The sequence below is a fragment of the Pseudomonas gingeri genome (assembly GCF_013385635.1).
GTDB lineage: Bacteria > Pseudomonadota > Gammaproteobacteria > Pseudomonadales > Pseudomonadaceae > Aquipseudomonas > Aquipseudomonas gingeri_A.
In genome coordinates this window covers 1-22,389 of sequence record NZ_JACAPR010000022.1, presented here as the reverse complement: position 1 = coordinate 22,389, position 22,389 = coordinate 1, and the positions used below count along the sequence as shown (strand labels likewise).

Sequence of the window (22,389 nt, the reverse complement as noted above, 5' to 3'; positions counted from 1 at the left end):
TGATGGCCTCTTCGCTGGCAAGCCAGCTCCTACAGGGGCCGTGTCGAACAGGATTTCTGCGTACGACACCCACCTTGTGGGTTTGCAGCAGTCATGTGTAGGCGTGATGTGTAGCGAGGCTGATGGCCTCTTCGCTGGCGAGCCAGCTCCTACAGGGCCGTGTCGAACATGATACCTGCGTACGACACCCACCTTGTGGGAGCTGGCTTGCCAGCGAAGGCGGCATCAGCTCCCCCGCCGACCTCTCAGATCAGGCGTGCATTCACCAGCAACAGCGCCACGGCCTGGAAGGTGTTCTCCGGAATCGGCTCGCCGACCACCGAGCGCCGGGCAATCGCTGCGGCCAACTCCACATCCACGGCCTGGGGAATGTTCAACAGGCTCGCCTCCTCCAGCATCTGCGCCGCCTCCTCCGCCGAGGCCCGTGCCACCACCACCGGTACCGGCGTCTCGCCGCGCACATAACGCACGCCCACCAGCCAGCCATCGCCGGTGCCGATCATCAATGACGCCTGCCCCAGCCCCAGCTTGCCGGCCATGGCCTGCATTTCCTGGCGCTGGCGCCGCCGCTCGCCCTTGATCAGCGGGTCGCCGTCGACATCCTTGCGCTCGCGCTTGCTTTCGCTCTTGGTCATCTTCATGTCGCGACCGAACAACCAGCGCTGCATCATCACGTCCACCGCGCCCATCACCAGGTAGGTGGCGACCACGGTGAACACCAACGGCTTGAGCATCAGGTAGAACGTGGCCTCGATACAGCCGGCGCCACAGCGCGAGGAATCCATCAGCGCCTGCAAGGCATGCCGCCCGACCACGTAGAACGCCAGCCCCAGCAGGCCGACCTTGACCAGCGCCTTGAGGAACTCCACCAGGTTGCGAACCGCGAACACCCGCTTGAAACCCTCCGCCGGGTTGATGCGCTTGAAGTCCGGCTTCAACGGCTCGACCGAGAAGATAAAGCCGCGCATGGTCACCACGTTGGTCAGCACCACCGCGCCGACCGTCACCGCCACCAGCGGCAGGGTCACCGACAGCCAGAGTTGTTGCGCGGTATCGAGCAGGCGCGGCCAGACGGTGTCGAACGGTTCGGTGTAGACCTGGGTGGTCAGGTCGATCAACGCGCTGACCTGGCCCTGGACCCGGGCAATGGTCGCCGAGATATACAGCGAGGCACAGAGGATCACCATCGCCGAGACCAGGTCCTGGCTCTTGGCCACCTGGCCTTTCTTGCGCGCGTCCTGGAGTTTCTTGTCCGAGGCCGGTTGCGATTTCTCCTCGCTGGTCTCGCTCATGGCGTCACCCCGCTCAAGGTCTTGAGCACCTCGAAGGCACCGCGGAACTCTGCCAGCTGATCCAGCATCAGCGGGATCAGGAAGCTGATATAGATGACCATCAGCACCGAGAACACCAGGTTCTTCACCGACAGCGCCAGGTCGAAAATGTGCAGGTTCGGCGCCATCCGCGAAAGGAACGCCAGCATCATGTCGGCCACCAGCAGGGAAATCACCAGCGGCGAGATCATCATCACGCCGATGCGCATCACCTGGTCGAGGATCGACAGCACCGCCAGCAGCGCCTGGCTGGCGAACAGCGGAGTGAAGGCGGTCACCGGCCATAGCTGGTAGCTGTGGTAATAGCCGTCGACCATCAGGATAAAACCACCGGACATGAAGAACAGGGTGATCATCATCACCGTCAGCAGGGTCGCCATCACGCTGGCCTCGCCCACCGACAGCGGGTCCACCAGTTGCGCCATCGTCGAACCACGCTGCAGGTCGATCAACTCGCCCGCCACCTCGGCGGCCCAGAACGGAATGCCGAACAGCAGGCCGATGGTCAGGCCGATCAGCAGTTCCTTGAGCATCAGCCCCACCAGGAACAGGCTGCCATGCTCGCCCATGGAGGTCAGGGCCTCGAACGCCGGCAGGAACATCGGGATCGAGATCGCCACGGCGACACACCCGCGGATCATGCCGGTCAGGCCCAGGCGGTTGAACGCTGGGGTGATCAGCACCAGTCCGGTGGCCCGGCACACCGCCAGGGCCGCCGAGGTGATGACCGGATAAGCGACTTCGACAAAGGCACTGGCAAGGTTGGCTTCCATGCCGCTCACCGGGTCCAGAGCGGGAAGTTGTCCAGCACCTGGTTACCCAGTTCCATCACCTGCCCGGCCAGCAACGGCCCGACAAACACGATCACCAGCAACACCGCGACCAGCTTGACCACCTGGGGCAAGGTCTGGTCCTGGATCTGGGTCAGTGCCTGGAACAGCCCGACACTCAGGCCGATGATGATCGCCACCCCGAGGGCCGGCGCCGACAGCAGCAACACGGTCATCAATGCCTGTTTCATCAGGCCGAGAAATACGTCCTGGCCCATGGGTCAGCTCCCGTAACTGAGGATCAGGCCGTGCATCAGGCGTGACCAACCGCTCAATGCGACGAACAGGAAGATTTTCAGCGGAATCGAGATCAGCGTCGGCGAGACCATCGACATGCCCATGGCCATCAGCACATTGGCCACCAGCAGGTCCACCACCAGGAACGGGATGTACAGCAGGAAGCCGATCTCGAAGGCGCGGGTCAGCTCGGAGCTGACAAAGGCCGGGATCAGCACCACCAGATCGTCGTCGCGCAGCTGTTCACGAGCCTCCGGCGACCAGATGGTCTCGGTGGCCTGGACAAAGAAACCACGCTCCTGGACATTGGCGAACCGCGCCAGGTGCGCCTGCAGCGGCGGCCGCAGGGCATCGCCGAGGGCCTTGACGTCCTCCACGTGCTCCAGGTTGATGCTATGGCCCTCGACCTGGCGGTACATGTCGCCGATCAGCGGCGTGGTGACATACACCGAGAGAATCAGCGCGATGCCGTACAGCACCAGGTTCGGCGGCGTCTGTTGCACACCGAGGGCATTGCGGATCAGGAACAGCACCACCGAGATCTTCATGAAGCCGGTCAGGGTCACCACTGCCAGCGGGATCAACCCGATGGTGGCGACGACCAGGATGATCTCGATCAGATTGGGCTGGTAGCCGGTCATGGCGTGGCGAAGCTCAGGATGCGCACACCGAGGCCGTCGCCGATGCGCACCAGTTGCCCCTGACCCAGCTTGCGGCCGTTGACCAGCAGTTCAACGCCGTCCTGCAATTGCGGGGTCAGCAACAATAGGCTGCCGGCGCCCAGCTCGCGCAACTGCGCCAGCGATACTTCGACGCTGCCGGCCTGGCACACCAGCTTCAGGGGCAAATCGTCCAGCTGACTGTCCAGGCTGGCACTGCTGTCGGCATCACTCATTGCATTCTCCATATCAGGGGGCACCGGCTGCGGCGCTTCGATCAAACAAAAATGGCTGCCGTCGCTGCGCCCGCGGGCCTGCAGGCGTTCGGCCAGGGTCAGGCGCAACTGGTCGGCCGGCAGGTAGTCGAGCATCACCACATCGCCTGGGCGCAGGCTGCGCAGGTCGCTCAGGCGCAAGGGCGCCTGGCCCGCTTCGATGTGGCCTTTAAGGCGCAGTTGCGGCAGCGCATCGGCCTGTTTCAGCAGATGCTCTTCCAGCAACGAAGCCACCCAGTGCGCGGAAATCGGGGTCATTTCCAGCACCACCGGAAATGCCGGGGCATCGCCCAGGCGGATGCTCACCGTCAGGCTCACGACAAAATTCGGGTGCTGCGGCAAACGCGAGCGCACCGCGACCTGCAGCGACTTGCGCAGCCGTGCTTCGATCGGTTCGATCAGTTCCAGCAGGGCCATTTCCGTCAGCAGGGTCAGGGCCAGCGGATCGAGGCCGTTCGTCGGTGCCTGGCCCTGCAGATCGCCGAGCAGCTCATCGAGGGGCTGGGCCGGCACCAGCAGGCGCAGCGGCTCGTGGCCCAGGGTCAGCAGCACTTCCCGGCTGCCTTGCAGGGCGCCGCCCGGGCTGGCCCACTCCACCGCCAGCGCCTGGCCCGCCAGCTCACCGAGCCAGGCTTGGCGCCGCTGGTGCAGGCGGTTGCTGAGCTTGACCAGCACCGGGTCGACCGATTCCAGACTGTCGACCAGGGGCTTGACCGGGCGGGCCTCGGGCCAGGGTCCTGGCTCCTTGCAGGTCATGAACCGGAGCCCACGGCGGGTCGCGCCAGATCGGATTCTTCACGGGTTTCGCGAGTGCCCCGCTCCACCCGCTCGCGACGTTCCACCAGGCTCTGCCACGCCTCGGACTGGCGCTGGCGCATCAGGCGTTCGCGCTGGCAGGCATCACGGTGCAGCTCTTCGACCTGGAGCTTGTGCGACACTTCATCGACCTGCTCTTCCAGCACGTCCTGGCCTTCGGCCAGATCCTGCAGGCGGGCCTGGGCGGCTTGCCAACTGGCCACCGACAGGCCGCCTTCGAGCGAGGCATAGATCGCTTCGGCTTCGCGGGCGATGGATTCGCGGTGCTGGCGCAGGCGTTCCTTGGCCTGGTCGCGTTCGCTGCCGGTTTCCCGGACGCGTTGCTGCTGGGCCACCAGGGCGGTGGCGGCGAGTTGTTCGCGCAGGACCCGAAGGCTCTGCAGACTCTGCAAGGTTTTGGTTTTCATGACAGTACCTGATGCAGGCGGTGAAGGGTTTCGGCCTGGCTGCTGGGTTCGTGGGGGCCCTGGCGCAGGAAGGCCTCGATGTCCGCATGCCGGGCAATCGCTTCATCCGCCAGGGGGTCGCTGCCGCTGGCGTATTCGCCGATGCGGATCAACATTTCGATTTCGGCATGACGGGCCATCAGTTCGCGGACCCGCATCGCCAGATGGCGGTGCTCTTCGCTCGCCACCTGCTCCATCAGGCGACTGCGGCTGCGCAGCACGTCCACCGCCGGAAAGTAGTTGCGCTGCGCCAGTTCGGCGCTGAGGACAATGTGTCCGTCAAGAATCGAGCGGGCCTCTTCCGCCACCGGATCGGTGGCCGCGTCACCTTCGGTCAATACCGTGTACAGCGCGGTGATGCTGCCCCGTGGCGCCGGCCCGGCACGTTCGAGCAGGCGCGGCAAGGCGGAAAAGAACGACGGTGGATAACCCCGGCGGGTCGGCGGCTCGCCCACCGCCAGGCCGATTTCCCGCTGGGCGCGGGCAAAGCGGGTCAGGCTGTCCATCAGTAGCAATACATTGCGCCCCTGGTCGCGGTGATACTCGGCCAGGGTCGTGGCGACAAAGGCCGCGCGGACCCGCTCGGCGGCCGGCCGGTCGGACGTTGCCACCACCGCGACGGTGCGCGCCCGGGCCGCCGCATCGAGCTGCACGTCGAGCAGTTCGCGCACTTCGCGACCGCGCTCGCCGATCAGACCGATGACGATCACATCGGCCTCGCTGTTGCGAATGATGCTGGCCAGCAGCGAGGACTTGCCCACTCCCGGCTCGCCGAAAATGCCGATGCGCTGTCCCTGGGCCAGGGTCAGCAGGCCGTCGATCGAACGCACGCCGAGGAACATCGGTCGCACGATCAGTTGCCGGGCAAACGGCGGTGGCGGTTCGGCGTGCAACGGGTAGGTCTCGAACAGGCCACCGGGCAGTTCGCCTTCGGCATCGAGAAAGTCGCCCATGGGGCTGATGACCCGGCCCAGTTGGCCATCACCGACCACCACGCCAAGGGCTTCCCCGGTGGCGGTGATTTCGGTGCGGGTCGACAGGCCTTCCATCGAGCCGATCGGCGACAGGATCGCTTCGTCGTCGTCAAAACCGATGACTTCCGCCGTCAGGCCGCGGCCGCTGCTGGGGTCGCGCAACCGGCACAGTTCACCGATGCGCACACCGGCGACACTGGCCCGCAGCAGTACCCCGCGAATACTGCGAATGGTGCCCTTGACCGGCCGTGGACGCGTACCGGACAGGCGCGATTGCAGGCGCGGTAACAGATTGTCGAGGATCGCGTTCATGTCCGGGCAATTCATACCTGAGCCTCTTCGGCCTGGGGCAACAGGCCCCGGCGCAGACCCGCCAATTGCGCATCGAGCCCCAACTCCACGGAGCCCACCGGGCTGCTCAGGCGAGCCTGGTGCGCGGCCAACTGGTCATCGGCTTCCACGGTCAGGCCGGGCGTCGGCATCTGTTCGGCCGCCAGGGCCTGGCGCACGCTGTCGAGATGGATGCGCGGCACATACAGGGTCAGGGCCTGGTCCTGGCGAAAGGCAGTCATGGCCTTGCGCGTGCAGCGCAGAATCCGCTCGCCGGCATCCATTTCGTCCATCACCTCGCGGGCAATGTTCAACGCCAGGTCGGCAAGCGCGCTTTCCAGCCCGCCGAGGTAGGCTTCGACCTGCCGGGCAGTGTCCTGGAGCAGCAACGCCGCCCGTTCCGCCCCCTCCCGTTCGGCGCTGGCAAAACCTTCGGCACGGGCCTCGGCCAGCCACTGCTGGCTGTCGTTGCGGATCGCCAGGGCTTCATCGCGGGCGGCTTGGAGAAAGGCGAAACCCTCGCTCCAGGCGTCGGCTTCGGCGGCCGGCAGGATTCGCCCGTTCGGGCGGCTGGGCAACTCACTCATCTGCGCTCTCCTTATCAGGGCCTTCCTCGGCGAGCAGCAGCGCGGCGGCGCGGCGCACGATATCGATATCCCGGCTCAGGCGGGCCTGGTCGAAGCGCGGACTGTCCAGGCGCAGACTCAGCCAGCCCTTGAGGGATTCGGGTTGCAGGTGCAGCCAGGCGGCGACACAGGTCTGGCCGTCACGGTCGATGGCTTCCACCAGTTCGGCGGGGTCACGCAGCAGATCGGCGGCACCGGCCAGGGCCGGCAGGTTCAGGGCCTGGGCGAACACTTCGGCGCCAAGGCGCTGGTGCAGTTCGCCAACCACCTCGCTGCGAATCTCGCGGCGCAGGGTCGCGCCATGCCAGATCGCTCCGCAGAGCCTGGTCAGGCGGGAAAACGCCCGGGGACTCAAGAGCAATACCGGCAGGTCCGCCGGATCGGGTTCCGGTACTTCGGCCCAGGGCGACAACTCGAAACGCTCGCGCAGCAGACGCAACAACCGCCCCTCGAAACGCGACAGGTTGCGCAGCGCTTCCAGTTGCCCGGACGGCAGTGCACCGGCGAAACACTCGGCCAGGCTCTCGGGACCGATAAAAGTCAACGGCCGCGCCGTCAATTGCTGCCAGCGTTCGAACAGATCCGTCGACGAATTCATGGGTGTTCCTTCAGCGGGTACAGCGCGACCGCGCTGCGTTGCTGGCGCAGGCGCCACAACAGGACGCCGGCCAGCCCGGCAATCATCAGCAGCAGTGCGCCGAACAGCAGCCAGGCCCAGGCCAGGTTGTCGGCGACGATCCACAGGCCCATGAAACGCGTCAGCGGCGGCTGGCCCTGGCCCTTGCCGGGCACGGCGGCGGCCTTGATCGCGGTCACCGAGACACCGTCATAACTCAGCCCGGAGATGCCGTTCGCCACCAGGGTCTTGATCTGCGGAATCAGCGGATCGATGTCCACGCCGGGGTCATAACGCACCAGTACCGAAGCCGATGACGGTGAAATCACCCGCTTGAGCAGGTCGTTGTCCGGCAGTACCACATGCACGCGAGCGGAAAGAATGCCGTCGATCTGCGACACCGAGTGCGACAGTTCCTCGCTCAGGGCGTAGACCATCTGCGCCCGCTCCTGGACCGGCGACGACACCAGGCCGTTGCCCTTGAACACCTCGCCCATATTGGAGAAGTTCTGCTGCGGCAGGCCGGCGGCATCGAGCAGCGCCATGGCCTGGGCAAAGCGATCCTTGGCCACCACCACGGTGATGCGGCCGTCATCCTGGACCTTGCGGCTGGCCGGGACGCCGTCGCGCAGCAGCACTGCGACCATGGCGTTGGCCTCGCGTTCGCCGAGGTTGCTGTAGAGATCCATATCGCAGGCCTGGAGCAGGCCGGCGGTAACCAGGACGATGACGAAGCGCAACATGCGCTGGGCTCTGGACATCGGTTTATTGCCCTCGCAACAGGGTATTGGCGGCACCGGAGATCTGCGTGGCGCCGCGAACCACCATTTGGGTTTCGATGGAGTAGTCGAACATCCGGCTGAGGGAATGCACGACCTGGTCAAGGTGCTGGTCGGTGACCTTCTTCGCTGGTTCGGCGCTGCCGCTGCTGGCCGTGCCGCTGCTGACGGGGCCGGGGCCGGCCACCGGCGGACTACTGGCCGGCGGACCGTTGCTCAGGGCATCGGCCCGCTCGGCGAAAGTCCGCGAGCGGTCGATGAAACCGTTCAGGCGCTCCATCAGGTTGCTGCCGATCTGGTGCGGGCTCGCGCCTTCGGGCATACCGCTCCTGGCGCTGTTGGCCATGTGCTCGAAGAGGTTCTGCGAAGCCTCGAGGCCACCCTGCCCTCCGGCAGGCGGCGCCGCCGCTGTCGCTGTTGTCGCCGCTAGACTCACTGTCATGGTGTTACCTCAGGTGGAGTGAAGGCCGGGGCCTGGATCATTCGTCGCCGTCGTCGTCCGCCATGGCGTCGTTGAGCAGCTCGTTGAGGCGCGGCATGATGATGAATTGCCCGCCGATCTGGATGGCGCCCTGGACCATGAAGTCGGTGAGCTTCTGATCGTCGCTGCTGCTGTCGGCGGCCTTGTCGACCGCTGCGTCGAACTTGCTCTTGGCATCGACTGGAGGGGTGCCGGCGCCTTCGATTGGATTGACTGCCATGGTGTATCTCCTTCAGGTGGGGTTGCTGGGGGTTCAGGTTTGCAACGTCACTCGGTATTGACCGTGTTGCCACGAAACACCCGCACGCCCCGCTCGCGGGCCACCACGGGCAGGGCGGCGGGACGCTGCAGGTCAAGGTGTTGCTGGATCAGCGCGAGATAGGCCGGGGGGCCGGAGACGAACAGTTCGTCGTCCACCGGCCCGGCACGGGTCGACAGGTGTTCACCGAAGACCTCGAGGTCGTCCAGGTAGACCTGCAGTTGCTGGCTACCCGCGCCACGGGTCTTGAACAGGCGGGTGGCGGTCTCTTCGTCGGTGCTGACATAAAGCACGTTGCCGTCGAAGAACCAGGTCAGGCCATTGGCGTCGGTGATCAGGTCGAGAAACTCGCCAGCGGTGCTGGCCTGCACATGGTTGCGCGCCTTGCCCCGGACCTTGTCGGACATCACCACCACCAGGTCGAGGTTGTGCCCGAATTCCTCCAGGGCGCCGCGTACGTCCTGGTCGAGCAGGACATAGGCGTAAGGCCGGGCGTACCAGGCCGGCTCGTCCGCCGCCCGGACCAACCCGCAGGAAAGACTGCCGAGCAGCGCCAGCATGGCTACCAGAGTCCGCAGCGAATCAGCCATGGCGCGGACTCCCGAAGACGTTTTCCAGCGGTTCGGAGATAAAGCCGCAAGGCCGTATTTCAGGGTCGATAAAATGACTTTCGGCTGTCACACTCGCTGTCCAAGCTGTCATGTGTTCCCCCTTGTCCGAGGAGTTCCAGTCTTGCCGAAGCCCTTCCCGTCCGCCCTGTTGCTGTTGAGCAGTCTGTTGCTGGTGTCCTGTGCCAGCGCCCCCGACGGATCGACCGGCAGCGGCGGTGACAGTTACCAGCGGTTCATGCGCCTGGCCAACGACGTCAACGGCCGGGGCGATCCGGGTACGGCGGCGGCGCTGTACGAAAAGGCCACGGCACAACCGGGGGCCGGTATCGAGGCCTGGCAGAAACTCGGCCAGGCGCGACTCGACAGTGGTGACGCCCGGGGTGCCGAACGCGCTTTCCAGCAGGGCCTGGAACTCAAGCGTGACGACCCCGCCGCGCTGCTGGGGCTGGGCACCGCGCAACTGCGCGAAGGCAAGCTCGACCGCGCGGCGGTTGCCCTGACCCAGGCGGCGAGCGCGCTGAACACAGCGCAGGCCTATAACCGCCTGGGTATCGCCCAGGTACTGCGCGGCCAGACCGGCGACGCCCAGGCGGCTTTCAGCAAGAGCCTGGGCCTGGCCCCCACCGACCTGGACACCCAATGCAACCTGGCCCTGGCCTATGCCCTGGGCGGCAAGGCCGATCAGGCCCTGGGCAGTATTCGTCAGGTCAGCCAGTCGCCCCGGGCGCAGCCCCGGCACCAGCGCAACGAACTGCTGATCCTGGTACTGGCCGGGCATGAGGCGCAGTTGAGCACGCTGGCGCTGGACGATATCGCGCCGGCCGAGCAGCAACGGCTGCTGGTCGAAGCCCGACGCATCAAGGCCATCGCCGACCCAGCCGCCCAGGCAAGGGAGTTGGGCTTGATCGACAGTCACTGATCCGTCCCTCTTCATTGCGCAGCCCCCGTGCTGGTCTGCGCTTCCTGCGCCGCCTCGCGGCGCTCCTGCTTCTGCCGGTCCTGCCCTTCGATATAGATCTGCGCCGCGCGACCCACCGGCGCGGCCATGGTCGGACCGGTGCTGCGGCCCTGGACCAGGTCCTGGCGCTGCTCGACCATCTGCAACAGGTTCAGGTTGTTGGCACAGCCCAGGGGCAAGGTCGAACTCAGGTCCGGCTCATCGCCCACCACTTCGCGATTGGTCTGCGGCGGTTTCTGGCACTCCACCGGGATCAATCCCGAGCGCCCGCCGGCATCGCGGGCACTCAGGTAATCCGGGGAATAAGCCACCGGTTCGAGGTGGGTCTTGCAGCCGCCCGACAACACCAGCGAGGCCAGGACGGCGATCAACGACAGGCTTTTCATGGTCTCGGCTCCCGGATCAGTTCATGTAGAAGCCGAACGCGCCACCGCTGCGCGGTCCGGCGGAGGCCGTGGTGGTGCTGCCCGGCATGCCGTCCAGTGGCGTCGCCAGGGTGCGCCCGCGTACCGGCTCCACCAGGTACGGGGTGATCAGGATCACCAGCTCGGTTTCGTTACGCTGGAAACGCTTGGAGCGGAACAGGTTGCCCAGTACCGGCAGCTCGCCGAGCATCGGCAGCTTGTCGACGTTCTGGCTGGTCTCGCGCTGGAACAGGCCAGCGATGGCGAAGGTCTGGCCGCTGCCGACCTCGACCCGGGTATCGGCGCGGCGGACCCGGAACGACGGCACCTGGATCCCGGAAATGGTTACCGGATTGCTGTCCATCAGGCTGCTGACCTCGGGACGTACCTGCAGCGCGATGCGGCCGTTGGGCAGCAGTGTCGGATTGAACTGCAGCGACACGCCGAACGACTTGTATTCGATGCCCACCAGGTCGCGGCTGACCGGCACCGGTACCGGTACTTCGCCACCGGCGAGGAAGCTCGCGGTCTGCCCGGTCATCGCGGTGATATTCGGTTCGGCGAGGATTTCCAGGATGCCGTTGCTTTGCAGGGCTTCGAGCATCGCGTCGATATTCACGTTGCCGGAGTTCAGTCCGGCGCTGATCACGTTGCTGGAGCCGGATACCGCATTGGCCGCCAGCGACCCGCCAGTGATCAGGCCGAAGGAAAAGGTGCCGTTGTTGAACAGCGCATTCCAGTTGACCCCATAGCTCAGCAGCTCCGAGCGCGAGACTTCGGCGAAGCGCACGCGAATATTGACCTGGGCCGAGCCGGGATAGGTGGCGCCGTTGACGCTGCTCTGGAAGCTTTGCCCATGGGGATCGAGCAAGGCATTCAGATCGGCGGCCTCGGCAACGCTGCCGACATTGCCCTGGGCCAGCATGCGGTTGCCGCTGCCGCTGATCCGCGCGGTACTGGCGGGATGCAGCTCACGCAAGGGTTGCGCGACGGCCTGGCTGCCGGCACTGATCGCCAGGTTCAGCGACGCCAGCTCCTTGCCGGCGCCATCCAGGGTGATCAGGCTGGTCTGGCCGACGGCCTTGCCGAACACGTAGATCTGTCCGGGCGACACCACTTGCACGTCGGCCACCGCCGGATCGGCCACCATCACCGAGTCGACGGGAGCACTGAAATGCAGGATGCGCCCTTCCCCGGTCGCCAGGTCGAGGTTGCCACGACTGCCGCTGGCGATGTCCTGGGCAGCTTGCAGGCCGGGCGCGAGCAGAATCAGAAGGAGGAAGCAGAGTTCAGGGAATCGTCTCATGAGGCGTTCGCCAAAGAAGTGACCGAGGCACCGGCGGTGGTCCGGCGATAAGCGGCATCGGGCAGGCCGAGGGTGACCAGGGCTTGCAGGTTGTATTCGGTGGTCAGTTCGCGGAACGACAGCACCGGCAGCTCGACTTCCGCGCGCTGGACCAGGCGGCGCATGCCCCGGCGCAGGTCGGCGTGGACCAGCAACACTGTGCGGTTGTTCGCCGGGAGCTTGTCGCAGGCCTGGCGCAACTGGCTGATCAGCGAGCGGTTGACCTCTTCCGGCACCAGTTCCCGCGCCGGCTCCGGCCGCCGCAGGGCCGCGCGCAGCTGTTCTTCCAGTTGCGGCGAAAGGACAAAGGCACTGATCACCCGGTTGCGGTCGGCGTACTGATGACAGATCTGTCGGGCCAGGGCCGCGCGCATATGCTCGCCCAGCCGGGCGGCATCGTTTTCCCGGGCGCCCCACTCCACCATGGCTTCCATCAGTGCCCGCTGGTTGCGGATCGACACGCCTTCGCCAACCACGTGACGCAGGGTTTCGGCCATGCGTTGCAGCGGCACCACGCGCAAGGCCTCCTTGACCAGTTCGCCATAGCCGGATTCCAGGCGCCCGAGCAGTTGGCGGGTTTCCTGGATACCGAGGAAATCCCCGGCATAACGCCGCAGGCTGCGTTCGAGCACCGCGCGCAGGATCTCGTCGGGAAACAGGAAGGCGGTGCCGGAACCGCGCAGGCTTTCTTCATCGCGGGCGTCGACCCACTGCGCCGGACGCTGGGACAGCGGCGAATCGGCTTCCAGCCCGGGGATTTCCAGGAGGTTCAGGTGCACCGAATCGTCCTGCAGCAACAGGCGCCCGGCGGGGATTGCGCCCTCGCTGACCGGGACACCTTCGAATTCGACACGGAAATGTTCGGCCCCAAGGGCGTTATCGACATAGACACCGGGCAGCGGGATCTCCACTCCCAGGTCGCTGCGAATCTCATGGCACAGGGCTTCGATCTTCTGCCGCAGCGAATGCACCGACGAAACTTCCGCCAGGGCCGGGCCCAGCACCAGCAGGACGCGGCTGTCCGGCACGAGTTCGGGCAAATTTTCCGTCGAGGTTTCGACTTCCGGCTCGCTGACAACCTCGACCTGTTCCTCGACCGCTGCGTCGGCATTCAACCGCTCACGGCGATGCAGGCCGAATACCACGCCGCCAATGATCAGCGCCAGGCCGATAAAGATCGCCGAAGGAAAGCCCGGCAACAGGCTGACCCCGGCCAGGATCAGCGCGGTCAGGATCAGCGCCCGCCGGCTGGCACCCAGTTGCCGGAGGATCTCGGTGCCGAGGTCGCCCTGCACGCCGTCGCTGTTGACCCGGGTCACCACGGTGCCGGCGGCCACCGAGATCAGCAGCGCCGGGATCTGCGCGATCAGGCCATCACCCACGGTCAGCAGCGAGTAGGTGTGCACCGCGCTGGCGAAGCTCATGCCGCGTTCGAGCATGCCGATGAGCATCCCGCCCAGCAGGTTGACCAGGAGAATCACCAGGCCGGCAATGGCATCGCCCTTGACGAACTTCATCGCGCCGTCCATCGCGCCGAACATCTGGCTTTCCCGCTCCAGGCGCGAGCGCCGGCGGCGTGCCTCGGCCTGGTCGATATCGCCGTTGCGCAGGTCGTTGTCGATGCTCATCTGCTTGCCGGGCATCGCGTCCAGGGTAAAACGCGCCGCCACCTCGGCCACCCGTTCGGCACCCTTGGTGATGACGACAAACTGCGCCACGGTGATGATCAGGAACACCACCAGGCCGACCACCACCTGGCCGGCGATGACGAAGTCGCCGAAAGCCTTGACGATATGCCCGGCGTTGCCGTCCAGCAGGATCAGGCGCGTGGTGGTGATCGACAGCGACAGGCGGAACAGCGTGCTGAGCAGGATCAGCGGCGGCAACGCGGAAAATTCCACCGAATGGGAAATGTAGAACGCGACGATCAGGATCAGGATGCTCAGGGCGATGTTCAGCGCGATCAGCATGTCGACCATATAAGTGGGCAACGGGATGATCATCATCACAATGGCCATCAGCATGAACGCGACAATGATCACGTCGCTGCGCTGGGAAGCGCGCCGGGCCAGATTGTTGAGGTGCTGGCTGAAATTCATTGCTCGGTCCTCCGCGCCGCCAGGTAACGTTTGAAGCACAGGCGCGCGTCGTCTTCGTTGCCGACCACCCACAGCGCCCGGCTGCGCAGCAGCAGCTCGCCACGGGATTCGCCTTCGAGGTCGCGCAGGCGATCCAGCGCCGCCAGGGCCCGCACGCCATCGCCGCTGTCGGTGAAGGCCATGGCCAGGTTGCGCAGCAGTTCGCTGTCGCGCGGCGTGACCTGTACCGCGATCAGCAGCATCACCAGGGCGCGCTGGGTCTGGCCGTTGCGCCGGTACAACTCGCCCATGCTCTTGAGCAGCGCGGCGAGGTCTTCGTCTTCACGGTTCATGACACCTGCACCTCGGCACGTTGTTGTTCGAGTTGCTGACGGGTTTCGATTTCCTCGCGGATAAAGTCCTCGGCCATCTCGCGCACCTGCGGTTCGAAATCCAGGGCCGGCAGGATCTGTTCCAGCACCCGTTCGAGAATCTCCAGGGAACGCCCGTTGCCGAACAGTTCCGGGCTGATGCTCGACGCCGCGTCCGCTTCGCTGGTGTGCCCGCGCAGGGCCTGGCGGGCACGCACTTCGCGCTTGCGCAGGACCGCCTCGAAGCTCGCCGCCTGCCGCTGGCTGACCGCATTGACGCTCTGGATCGGGGCGGTTTTGTCGGTCAATGGCACTGACGGACGATCGACAACTCTCATCGTTCACGCTTCCTTCGGATGGCGCAGGTCATAAGGTGAAGGTGAAGCGTTCTTCGCCTCGGGCGAGGACAACCTCGTTGTTTTCAATGCGCTCGATCACCCAGTTGTCCGGCAGCGCCGCACCGGGATACAGGCGTTTGCCGGAATCGTTGACCACATAGGGATTGGCGCCGAACCAGACGGCCTGGAAACGCACCCGTGGTGTCGCCACGCCTTCGTGCGCGCTGACGTTCTGGTGCAGGACGAAGGTGCGGCCATAACGGCTGTCGAAGCCTTTCTGCAGGGCGATCCATTGCGGCTTCAGGGTGGCGTCGAACGAACCCTGGGCCTGCAACTGGCCCTCCTTGAGCTGTACCGTGATGCCGTTCAGGCGGGCCGCGCGCAGGCCGTTGTCGAGATAGTCCTTGGCCTCGGCCAGGGTCGTCGCGGGCTGGCCGGTGGCGGGCTCGGCGGGACTGACCACGCTGAGCGAATCGGCTACGGGTTGTGGCTCATTACGCAACGCAAAGGCCGTGGTGGCGCAAGCCGCGAGCAAACCCAGGGCGGCCCAGCGCCAGCCACTGCCCTTCGCCCCGGCCGGTGCGCCGGTACTCGGGGCACGGGCACTCGGTGCCGGCAAGGGCTCACGATCCAGGGCAAGCTGCAGCTCGACGGTTTCCAGGAGGATTCGCAGCGGCATCCGCGCCCGATGGCCATGGCCCTGGGGAACCGTCACGCTGTGCGGGCTATCGCCGATGACCTTTATGTCGCCGCCCAGGGCCTCGATGGCGACGCGCGCACCGTCGAAGCGCAGGCGCAGATGCTCGGCGGCAATGCCCGGATCGCGCAGGATCAGGTCGGCCGTCGTGGCACAGCCGATCAGGTAGGTCGGTGCATCCAGGACCAGCGATACCCCCTGATGCACCCCTTGGGTGATGCTCAGAAGCGGCAAACCGCTGGCAGCGCTCGAAGGTCGGGAAATCAGGGCTGTCATGACTGGACTTACCACCATCTACTCCGCCAACCGCAGCGGGCCATGTAGCGAATGCACCGATCAGGAACAGTGAACCGTCTGCGGTCGGTCTTGAGCCGGCACCGTGGACCATTCACATGAGATAAGGTGTAAGTTGCGTGTTGTTACGAAGATCAGTTTGAACAGGCGAGCGGCGCCAGGCGCCGCTCGCGAGCCAACTCAGTTGGACGGACGCTGTTTGGTAGCGTCGAGCTCTGCTTTTTTGGCAGTGGACAATTCAGTGATCTTTGCAGATTTCTCGATTGCCATATCGAAAGTTGCTTGCATCTTGGCGATTGCTGCGTCTGCGTTGCCGGAGCTTACTGGTGGGACGTCGCTCATGTGATATCTCCTAGTCTCGATCAGAAGTTCTTCAGCTGCACGATTGCAAACTGAAAGCTATGCAAACTAGCGGTAATCACGAACGAGGATGGCCTTCTCCTGAACCTGGCCCCGTTGGTCTGCATGCGTTGCATAGTACTCAGATGAAATTGAGCGCGGCTGTGAAAGCTTGTGAAAACTTGTGGGAGTCAATACTTCACAGACAACTAGCGGCGCAGCATAAGTGCATATCCCAGTATGCAACCGACGGGGTTGCTCATTATCGGAATAATCATTTGAGGCGGGACTGATTCACTGCGCAGGGAATAAGCCGGCGAATGCAGACTTAAAAATATTTATTTGATGTCAATCCGCAAATCCCGGTTTTTGTGACATAGCCAACAGAACTGTTGGCTATGTCATCCGGTTTGCGGGAAAGCAGTTAGTTACTTGCTCGCCAACTTGGCATTAGCCGGATTATTGCCCTGGCGAATCTCGTGCTGGGTTTCCAGCACCCGCTCCAGTGCGCTGGCGGCCTTGTGATCCTGCATCGGCGCATGGATCGCCGCCGACACCAGGCTGATCAGCTTGGCCATGACCTCGGCATCGGTCGCCGGCCTGCCGAGGCTCATCGCCTGCATCAGGAAACGCAACTCGGTACCGGCGATCACTCCGGAGATGGCCTTGAGGGCAAACTGCAGGCGGACCCCGACTTCGTTGCGCGGCATATCCGGCAGGGCCAGGGCGAAGGCGTTGAAGAAGCGTTCGAACACCGGCTGGTAATGCTCCTTCAGGTACTCCTGGATAAACGGCGACGTGTCGCTGTAGACCCGCCCGAGAAAACGCACGAAGGACCGGCCTTCCTCGCCGGAGCCGGCGCGTTCCAGGCCCATGGCCGGGGCGAACAGCACCCCGAGCAGGGTCTCGCAGTCCAGCGGGCCGTCGGTCTGCTCCTCGCATTTGGCGAGCAGTTCCAGGCGTTGTTCATTGAGAGGGCCGAGACGTTGCATGAGCAGTGCGGTCATCAGGGAGTCCTTGTCCCCGAAGTGGTAGTTCACGGCGGCCAGGTTGACCTGGGCTCGTTCGGTGATCTGGCGCAAGAGCACGGCGTCATAGCCGTACTTGGTAAACAGTGCCTCCGTGGCATCCAGCAAGCGAGTCTTGGTGACATTGGGAGCGCTGAGTTTCTTTGCGACCATAGGTGAGGAGCCTTAAGTGAGTAGCCTTTGCGAGAAGAAATCTGACCGGACGAACAGCGTTTTAAAAATAAATTTGATTTTTTATACCTGTGAAAGCCCTTGAAAGCAAGCCTTCCAAGGCTTCGCCACCCTCGCGCAACGTAGTTGAAGACTCAGGGATTTTCCGTTCCAGGGGGCCGCGAATATGTTTCTTCTTGTCACAAGATTATTAGCGAAATGCTACGTATTCCCTGCGCTAGACGGCTGGCGTAGGATAGGGATCACGGTTACTATTCAAACAATTTTTTAAAATAAGAAAACAAAACCTGTGCCTGCCCCTGCCCCGCAACATGCCTGGATGCCTGAAGCGCACCAGGGTCGTGGCCGGATCATGGACGAGCCTGCCGGCGCTATCAGCGATGACTGAATCGATTATTCACAAAGGTTTCATTTCCCTGCAAGGCATCGGCAAGAGCTATCGCCTCGCCGAGCAACCACTGACGATTCTCAAGGATGTCTCACTGTCCATCGAGGTCGGTGAAAGCTGCGCCATTCTCGGTGCCTCGGGCTCCGGCAAAAGTACCCTGCTCAATATCCTCGGCCTGCTCGACCTGCCCAACAGCGGTCATTATCACTTCGCCGGACACGATATCTTCAAGGCCGATCCGGACCAGTTGGCAGCGATTCGCAACCAGCGGATCGGCTTCGTCTTCCAGAGTTTCAACCTGCTGCCGCGCCTGGATGCCCTCGATAACGTCGCCCTGCCCCTGAGCTATCGCGGCGTGCCCCGGGGCGAGTCCCTGGAAAGAGCCAGGAAGATGCTCGCCCAGGTCGGCCTCGGCGACCGCGCCCATCACCGCCCCGCCGATCTCTCCGGCGGCCAGCGCCAGCGGGTCGCCATCGCCCGGGCGCTGGTCGGCGAACCCTCGGTGATCCTCGCCGACGAACCCACCGGCAACCTCGACAGCAGCACCGCACGGGAGATCATGGACCTGCTGCTGGAGCTCAATCGCACTCGCCAGGTGACGCTGATCATTGTCACCCACGACCCGCATATCGCCGAACGCCTGCACCGCCAGATCCGGGTCCACAACGGTGTGGTGCATGAGGCCTGCCCGGCATGAGTCTGCGGGTAGAACAAAGCGCCAGCCAGTTGCTGCACGAGGCCTTTGTCAGCCTGCGGACCCTGGGCAAGCGTTCGATGCTGGCGTTGCTGGGTATCGTCATCGGCAGCTCTTCGGTGGTCGCGCTGATCAATATCGGCCACAACGCCGCGCAGGAAGCGGCGGCGATCTTCAAGGACATGGGCACCGACACCATGACCGTGCAGTTCCCCGGCGATGCCATCATCCGTGAACCCATGCCGGCGACCCTGGATGTCGAGCGGCTGCAGGCGCTGGTGCCGACGGTGTTGAACCTGGCGCCCATTGCGATTTCCAGTGGCCCGGTGCTGTTCCAGGGGCGCAACACCAATGCCAGTTGGGTCGGCAGTACCGAGCAACTGGTCGCGGCCATGCGCCTCAAGCTGCGCGAAGGGCGTTTTATTTCCGACTTCGACCAGGGCGAAACCTATGTGGTGGTCGGCGACAAGGTGGCCCGTGCCCTGGGCAGTGCCGCCGCGCCCTTACGAATCGGCGACCGGATCCGCATCGACGACTACCTGTTCCAGGTGATCGGCATCCTCCATAGCCAGCCGCCGGCGATCCTGATCCCGGTGCAGACCGATGACTCGCTGTTCGTGCCACTGACCGGCATGCGCCGGATCACCGCCTCGCCGCAGATCAGCAGCGTGATCGCCCGGGCCGCCCCTGAGCAGGATATGGAAAGCGTCGCCCGCGACCTGACCCAGGCACTGAAAAGCACCCTGCGGGGACGTGAAGTCGAAGTGCAGATACCGCAACAGATGATCGATGGCATGACCCGGCAAAGCCGCACCTTCGGTTATCTGCTGCTGGCCCTGGGAGGGATTTCGCTGGTGGGAGGGGGTGTGGGGGTGATGAATGTCATGCTGATGAACGTTTCCGAACGCCGTCGCGAGATCGGTATCCGCATGGCCCTGGGCGCCCGGCGCCGGGACATTCGCAATCTGTTCCTGCTCGAAGCGGTGACCCTGACGGCGGTGGGCGCGGTATCCGGCGCGGTACTGGGGGTGAGTGCCGCGTACCTGTATGCACGGATGTCCGGCTGGCAGTTCTCGCTGTCCGCCGCCTCGCTGCCGCTGGGCGTGGGCAGTACCTTGCTGGTGGGGTTGTTCTTCGGCCTCTACCCGGCCATCTCGGCCTCGCGCCTGCAGCCGGTGGAGGCCCTGCGCGATGAATAGGCCGCGGCCATGGATGGCAACCCTGCTCTGCCTGTTCTGTTGCCAGGTCGCCGCCGGCGAACTGGTCGGACGTCCTTCGGCACCGACCCTGCGCGGTGAACAGGCGCGTAGCGTGCTGTTGAGCGAACAGATGACCAACCTGACCCTGGGCGATGCGGTCTACCTGGGTTTGCGCAACAACCGCAGCATTCGCAGCGCCTACCTGCAACGGATTGCGCAGAAGTTCGACCTGCGGGTCTCCGAGGATGCCTTCAACCCCAAGCTGCTGCTCGCCAGCGAATACCGCGTGAACAAGGGCTCCCAGGACAATACGCGCAATGCTTCTCTCGCGCCGACCACCAGCCTGCTGGGTGAATACGGCACTCGCCTGAGCATGGCCTGGACCCAGCAACTGAGCAATGCCGATGTCGCCGGGCGCTATCGCAGCGACGGCCTCAACCTGGCGATCATCCAGCCGTTGCTGCGTGGCGCGGGTTGGGACGTGACCACCGCCCCGCTACGCCTGGCGCGGATCTCGGAGCAGGTCAACCGGCTCAACCTCAAGACCAATGTGGCCCAGACCATCAGCGATATCATCACGGCCTACCGGGAAATGCTCAGGTCCCAGGAACAACTGACCATCACCCAGGACGCCCTCAAGCGCGCCAATGCCCTGCTCGAGGTGAACAAGGCACTGATCGCCTCCGGGCGCATGGCCGAGTTCGAAATCGTCCAGACCGAAGCCGATATCGCCACCCAGGAACTGGGGGTGGAGGAAGCCCGCAACCAGGTGGACATCAACCGCCTGACCCTGCTGCGTCTGCTGGCGCTGGACCTGTCGACCCCGATCCGGGCCAGCGAGGCGCTGGAAGCCGCGCGGGTCAATATCGACAAGCGCGATGCCCTGCGGGTGGCCCAGGTCCAGCAGCCGGAGTACCTGGCGACCCTGCTCGGCAGCCAGCAGGCCGACCTCAACCTGGTGATCGCCAAGGACCAGGGCCGTTGGGACGTCTCGCTGGTGGCCGGGGCCAACCAGATCCGCGACAGTTTCAACAACGACAGCGGCAACGGCGGCTCGCGACGCTGGGACAGTTACGCCGGGGTGCAGGTACAGATTCCCATCGGCGACTTGAGTACGCGCCAGGCCGAAGTGCATGCGCGGGTCGATGTGGAGAACCAGGAAATCATCCTCGCCGACGCCCGCCAGGCCCTGGAGCGCAGTGTCAGCGACGTGGTGCGCGACCTCGGCACCCGCTGGCGACAATATGAAATCGCCCAGCGCGCGGAGGAGCTGTCCAGGCGCAAGCTGGATATCGAGCGGGAAAAGCTCAGTGCCGGGCGTTCGAGCAACTTCCAGGTGCTGAGCTACGAGGGCGACTTGCGCAACGCCGAGAACTCCCGCCTCAATGCGCTGATCGCCTATCTGAACGCCCAGACCCAACTGGATCTGACCCTGGGCATGACTCTGGAGAGCTGGGACATTGCACTCAATGACTACTGACAAGCAGGTCCGGCGCCGGCGCTGGTTGCAAGGTGCCGGGCTGCTGCTCGCGCTGGCGGTGGCCGGGGTCGTCGTGACCACCTTGCGCGCGCCCGCCGCCGACCGGCCGAAAGATGGCCACTGGATCGCGGTGCAGGCTTCGCCACTGGTGCACCAGATCGGCCTGGTGGGCAAGATCGAACCGCAGAAGACCATCACCCTGACCGCGCCGTTCGAGGGCAATGTGCGTGCCGTCCTGGTCGAACAGGGGCAGCGTGTCGAGGCAGGACAGAGCCTGCTGCAGATGGATCCGGGGCTGCTGGAAATCCAGTTGCGCGATGCCCTTTCGGCCCAGCTCAAGGCGCGGCGCACGGTGCAGGAACTGCAGGACTGGAACAACAGCCAGCAGGTGGCCCGGGCCCGGCGTTCGCTGCGGACCTCACAGATGGCGGTAAGCAATTCGGAGCGCAAGCTGCGCGAAAGCCAGAACCTGTTCCAGCGCGGCATCATCCCGCGCAACGAACTCGACGACCTGCAACAGCAACTGCAGACCCAACGCCTGGACCTGGTGGCTGCCGAGGGCGATCTGCAGCAGGCATTGGACCAGGGCAAGGGCGAGTACCGGCAGATCGCCGATATGGAACTGACCAATGCCACGGTGAAGTACGAGGCGCTGCACAAGCTCCTTGAAGGCAAGAATGTATTGGCCCCCTTTGCCGGGATCGTCGTACCTCCACCGGGCGCCAACAGCCCGCAGAGTTCCACGGCCAACAGCACGGGGCCGGTCCAGGCCGGCAGCCGGGTCAGCCAGGGCCAGGTGCTGTTCGGCCTGGCGAACATCGAACAGTTGAAGATCGTCAGCAAGGTCTCGGAACTGGATATCAACCAACTGCACCAGGGCCAGAGCGTGGAGATCCTTGGCGATGGTTTCGATGGTGAACGGCTCGATGGCTCGGTCGATATCGTCAGCAGCCTGGCCCTGCCCAATGATGCGCCGGGCGGCAGCGCGCAATTCCCGGTGACCTTGTCGGTGCCCAAGCTGACCCGCGAGCAATTGCAGCGGGTGCGCCTGGGCATGAGCGCGCGCCTGACCATCATCACCTACCGCAACGACCAGGCGATCATCCTGCCGGCGGCGGCCATCCAGCGCACCGACAAGGGCCTGCTGGTGGACTATCGCGAGGCGGTGGATCAGCCGGTCAAGCGCCTGCCGATCACCACCGGGCAGGCGACCCAGGAAGGCGTCGAAGTATTTGGCCTGCAGCCGGGGTTTGTGCGGCTGGTGGAATGATCCCAGGCTGGTAGTCAAGGGTTGGCAGGCCCGGTCTCTTCGCTGGCAAGCCGGCTCCTATGTAT

At 64.6% G+C, this 22,389-nt stretch carries 26 protein-coding genes; 5 read left to right on the top strand and 21 right to left on the bottom strand.

The window, feature by feature from the left end; translation table 11 throughout:
* Window positions 1-245 precede the first annotated feature (245 nt).
* From HX851_RS25450 to HX851_RS25390, 13 genes are read right to left on the bottom strand one after another with little or no spacing between them, the layout of a single operon-like run.
* Entirely contained in the window at window positions 246-1,292 is a 1,047-nt protein-coding gene (locus HX851_RS25450; protein ID WP_177056870.1) for an EscU/YscU/HrcU family type III secretion system export apparatus switch protein, read from the bottom strand.
* Window positions 1,289-2,104, bottom strand: a complete 816-nt coding sequence (gene sctT / locus HX851_RS25445; RefSeq protein WP_017128405.1) for a type III secretion system export apparatus subunit SctT — start codon at window positions 2,102-2,104, stop codon at window positions 1,289-1,291. Before sctT ends, HX851_RS25450 begins: the two co-directional genes overlap by 4 nt.
* Window positions 2,105-2,109: 5 nt before the next feature.
* Window positions 2,110-2,379 (bottom strand): type III secretion system export apparatus subunit SctS, encoded by a 270-nt coding sequence (gene sctS, locus HX851_RS25440; protein ID WP_017128406.1) that lies wholly within the window; start codon window positions 2,377-2,379, stop codon window positions 2,110-2,112.
* A gap of 3 nt (window positions 2,380-2,382) precedes the next feature.
* Complete coding sequence (gene sctR, locus HX851_RS25435) at window positions 2,383-3,039, bottom strand: type III secretion system export apparatus subunit SctR (protein WP_017128407.1); 657 nt, start codon at window positions 3,037-3,039, stop codon at window positions 2,383-2,385.
* A complete protein-coding gene (sctQ, locus tag HX851_RS25430) occupies window positions 3,036-4,088 on the bottom strand; it encodes a type III secretion system cytoplasmic ring protein SctQ (protein WP_177065605.1) in 1,053 nt (350 codons plus the stop codon). Before sctQ ends, sctR begins: the two co-directional genes overlap by 4 nt.
* Window positions 4,085-4,555, bottom strand: a complete 471-nt coding sequence (locus HX851_RS25425) for a YscO family type III secretion system apparatus protein (protein WP_177065607.1) — start codon at window positions 4,553-4,555, stop codon at window positions 4,085-4,087. Before HX851_RS25425 ends, sctQ begins: the two co-directional genes overlap by 4 nt.
* Entirely contained in the window at window positions 4,552-5,880 is a 1,329-nt protein-coding gene (locus tag HX851_RS25420; protein ID WP_177057177.1) for a FliI/YscN family ATPase, read from the bottom strand. Before HX851_RS25420 ends, HX851_RS25425 begins: the two co-directional genes overlap by 4 nt.
* A gap of 11 nt (window positions 5,881-5,891) precedes the next feature.
* Entirely contained in the window at window positions 5,892-6,485 is a 594-nt protein-coding gene (locus HX851_RS25415; protein WP_177056867.1) for a FliH/SctL family protein, read from the bottom strand.
* Window positions 6,478-7,122, bottom strand: coding sequence for a type III secretion protein (locus tag HX851_RS25410; RefSeq protein WP_177065609.1), 645 nt, complete (start codon window positions 7,120-7,122; stop codon window positions 6,478-6,480). Before HX851_RS25410 ends, HX851_RS25415 begins: the two co-directional genes overlap by 8 nt.
* The gene (gene sctJ, locus HX851_RS25405; protein WP_177065617.1) at window positions 7,119-7,901 is read right to left on the bottom strand and encodes a type III secretion system inner membrane ring lipoprotein SctJ; all 783 of its coding nucleotides are present in this window, start codon (window positions 7,899-7,901) and stop codon (window positions 7,119-7,121) included. The genes HX851_RS25410 and sctJ overlap by 4 nt, the downstream gene beginning before the upstream one ends.
* A gap of 4 nt (window positions 7,902-7,905) precedes the next feature.
* Window positions 7,906-8,361, bottom strand: a complete 456-nt coding sequence (locus HX851_RS25400) for a hypothetical protein (protein ID WP_177065619.1) — start codon at window positions 8,359-8,361, stop codon at window positions 7,906-7,908.
* A gap of 37 nt (window positions 8,362-8,398) precedes the next feature.
* Entirely contained in the window at window positions 8,399-8,620 is a 222-nt protein-coding gene (locus tag HX851_RS25395) for a hypothetical protein (RefSeq protein WP_177056863.1), read from the bottom strand.
* Between the two features lie 47 nt (window positions 8,621-8,667).
* Complete coding sequence (locus tag HX851_RS25390; protein WP_256262846.1) at window positions 8,668-9,249, bottom strand: type III secretion protein; 582 nt, start codon at window positions 9,247-9,249, stop codon at window positions 8,668-8,670.
* Between the two features lie 142 nt (window positions 9,250-9,391).
* Here HX851_RS25390 and HX851_RS25385 point away from each other — a divergent pair, with 142 nt between their 5' ends.
* Window positions 9,392-10,189, top strand: coding sequence for a tetratricopeptide repeat protein (locus tag HX851_RS25385; RefSeq protein WP_177065621.1), 798 nt, complete (start codon window positions 9,392-9,394; stop codon window positions 10,187-10,189).
* An 11-nt stretch (window positions 10,190-10,200) separates the two neighbouring features.
* Here the strand turns inward: HX851_RS25385 and HX851_RS25380 are convergent, their stop codons facing one another.
* From HX851_RS25380 to HX851_RS25345, 8 genes are all read right to left on the bottom strand, one after another.
* A complete protein-coding gene (locus HX851_RS25380; RefSeq protein ID WP_177056861.1) occupies window positions 10,201-10,614 on the bottom strand; it encodes a hypothetical protein in 414 nt (137 codons plus the stop codon).
* A gap of 16 nt (window positions 10,615-10,630) precedes the next feature.
* Window positions 10,631-11,938: a type II and III secretion system protein family protein gene (locus tag HX851_RS25375; protein WP_177065623.1), complete on the bottom strand. Its 1,308-nt coding sequence runs from the start codon at window positions 11,936-11,938 to the stop codon at window positions 10,631-10,633.
* Complete coding sequence (sctV, locus tag HX851_RS25370) at window positions 11,935-14,076, bottom strand: type III secretion system export apparatus subunit SctV (RefSeq protein ID WP_177065625.1); 2,142 nt, start codon at window positions 14,074-14,076, stop codon at window positions 11,935-11,937. The genes HX851_RS25375 and sctV overlap by 4 nt, the downstream gene beginning before the upstream one ends.
* Complete coding sequence (locus HX851_RS25365; protein WP_177056858.1) at window positions 14,073-14,408, bottom strand: tetratricopeptide repeat protein; 336 nt, start codon at window positions 14,406-14,408, stop codon at window positions 14,073-14,075. The genes sctV and HX851_RS25365 overlap by 4 nt, the downstream gene beginning before the upstream one ends.
* Window positions 14,405-14,764: a hypothetical protein gene (locus tag HX851_RS25360; protein WP_177056857.1), complete on the bottom strand. Its 360-nt coding sequence runs from the start codon at window positions 14,762-14,764 to the stop codon at window positions 14,405-14,407. The genes HX851_RS25365 and HX851_RS25360 overlap by 4 nt, the downstream gene beginning before the upstream one ends.
* Window positions 14,765-14,792: 28 nt before the next feature.
* Window positions 14,793-15,737 carry a SctD/MshK family protein gene (locus HX851_RS25355; RefSeq protein ID WP_177065627.1) on the bottom strand — a complete coding sequence of 315 codons (945 nt, stop codon included), beginning with the start codon at window positions 15,735-15,737 and terminating at the stop codon, window positions 14,793-14,795.
* 198 nt (window positions 15,738-15,935) lie between these two features.
* Window positions 15,936-16,097: a hypothetical protein gene (locus HX851_RS25350; RefSeq protein ID WP_017128419.1), complete on the bottom strand. Its 162-nt coding sequence runs from the start codon at window positions 16,095-16,097 to the stop codon at window positions 15,936-15,938.
* A 425-nt stretch (window positions 16,098-16,522) separates the two neighbouring features.
* Window positions 16,523-17,275, bottom strand: coding sequence for a TetR/AcrR family transcriptional regulator (locus HX851_RS25345; RefSeq protein ID WP_177056855.1), 753 nt, complete (start codon window positions 17,273-17,275; stop codon window positions 16,523-16,525).
* A gap of 398 nt (window positions 17,276-17,673) precedes the next feature.
* Here HX851_RS25345 and HX851_RS25340 point away from each other — a divergent pair, with 398 nt between their 5' ends.
* The 4 genes from HX851_RS25340 to HX851_RS25325 are packed head-to-tail and all read left to right on the top strand — an operon-like array spanning window position 17,674 to window position 22,324.
* Window positions 17,674-18,378 (top strand): ABC transporter ATP-binding protein, encoded by a 705-nt coding sequence (locus tag HX851_RS25340; protein WP_177065629.1) that lies wholly within the window; start codon window positions 17,674-17,676, stop codon window positions 18,376-18,378.
* Window positions 18,375-19,574, top strand: a complete 1,200-nt coding sequence (locus HX851_RS25335; RefSeq protein ID WP_177056853.1) for an ABC transporter permease — start codon at window positions 18,375-18,377, stop codon at window positions 19,572-19,574. Before HX851_RS25340 ends, HX851_RS25335 begins: the two co-directional genes overlap by 4 nt.
* A 13-nt stretch (window positions 19,575-19,587) precedes the next feature.
* The gene (locus HX851_RS25330) at window positions 19,588-21,054 is read left to right on the top strand and encodes a TolC family protein (protein ID WP_370590655.1); all 1,467 of its coding nucleotides are present in this window, start codon (window positions 19,588-19,590) and stop codon (window positions 21,052-21,054) included.
* Complete coding sequence (locus HX851_RS25325) at window positions 21,044-22,324, top strand: efflux RND transporter periplasmic adaptor subunit (RefSeq protein ID WP_177065631.1); 1,281 nt, start codon at window positions 21,044-21,046, stop codon at window positions 22,322-22,324. Before HX851_RS25330 ends, HX851_RS25325 begins: the two co-directional genes overlap by 11 nt.
* The last annotated feature ends 65 nt before the right edge of the window (window positions 22,325-22,389 follow it).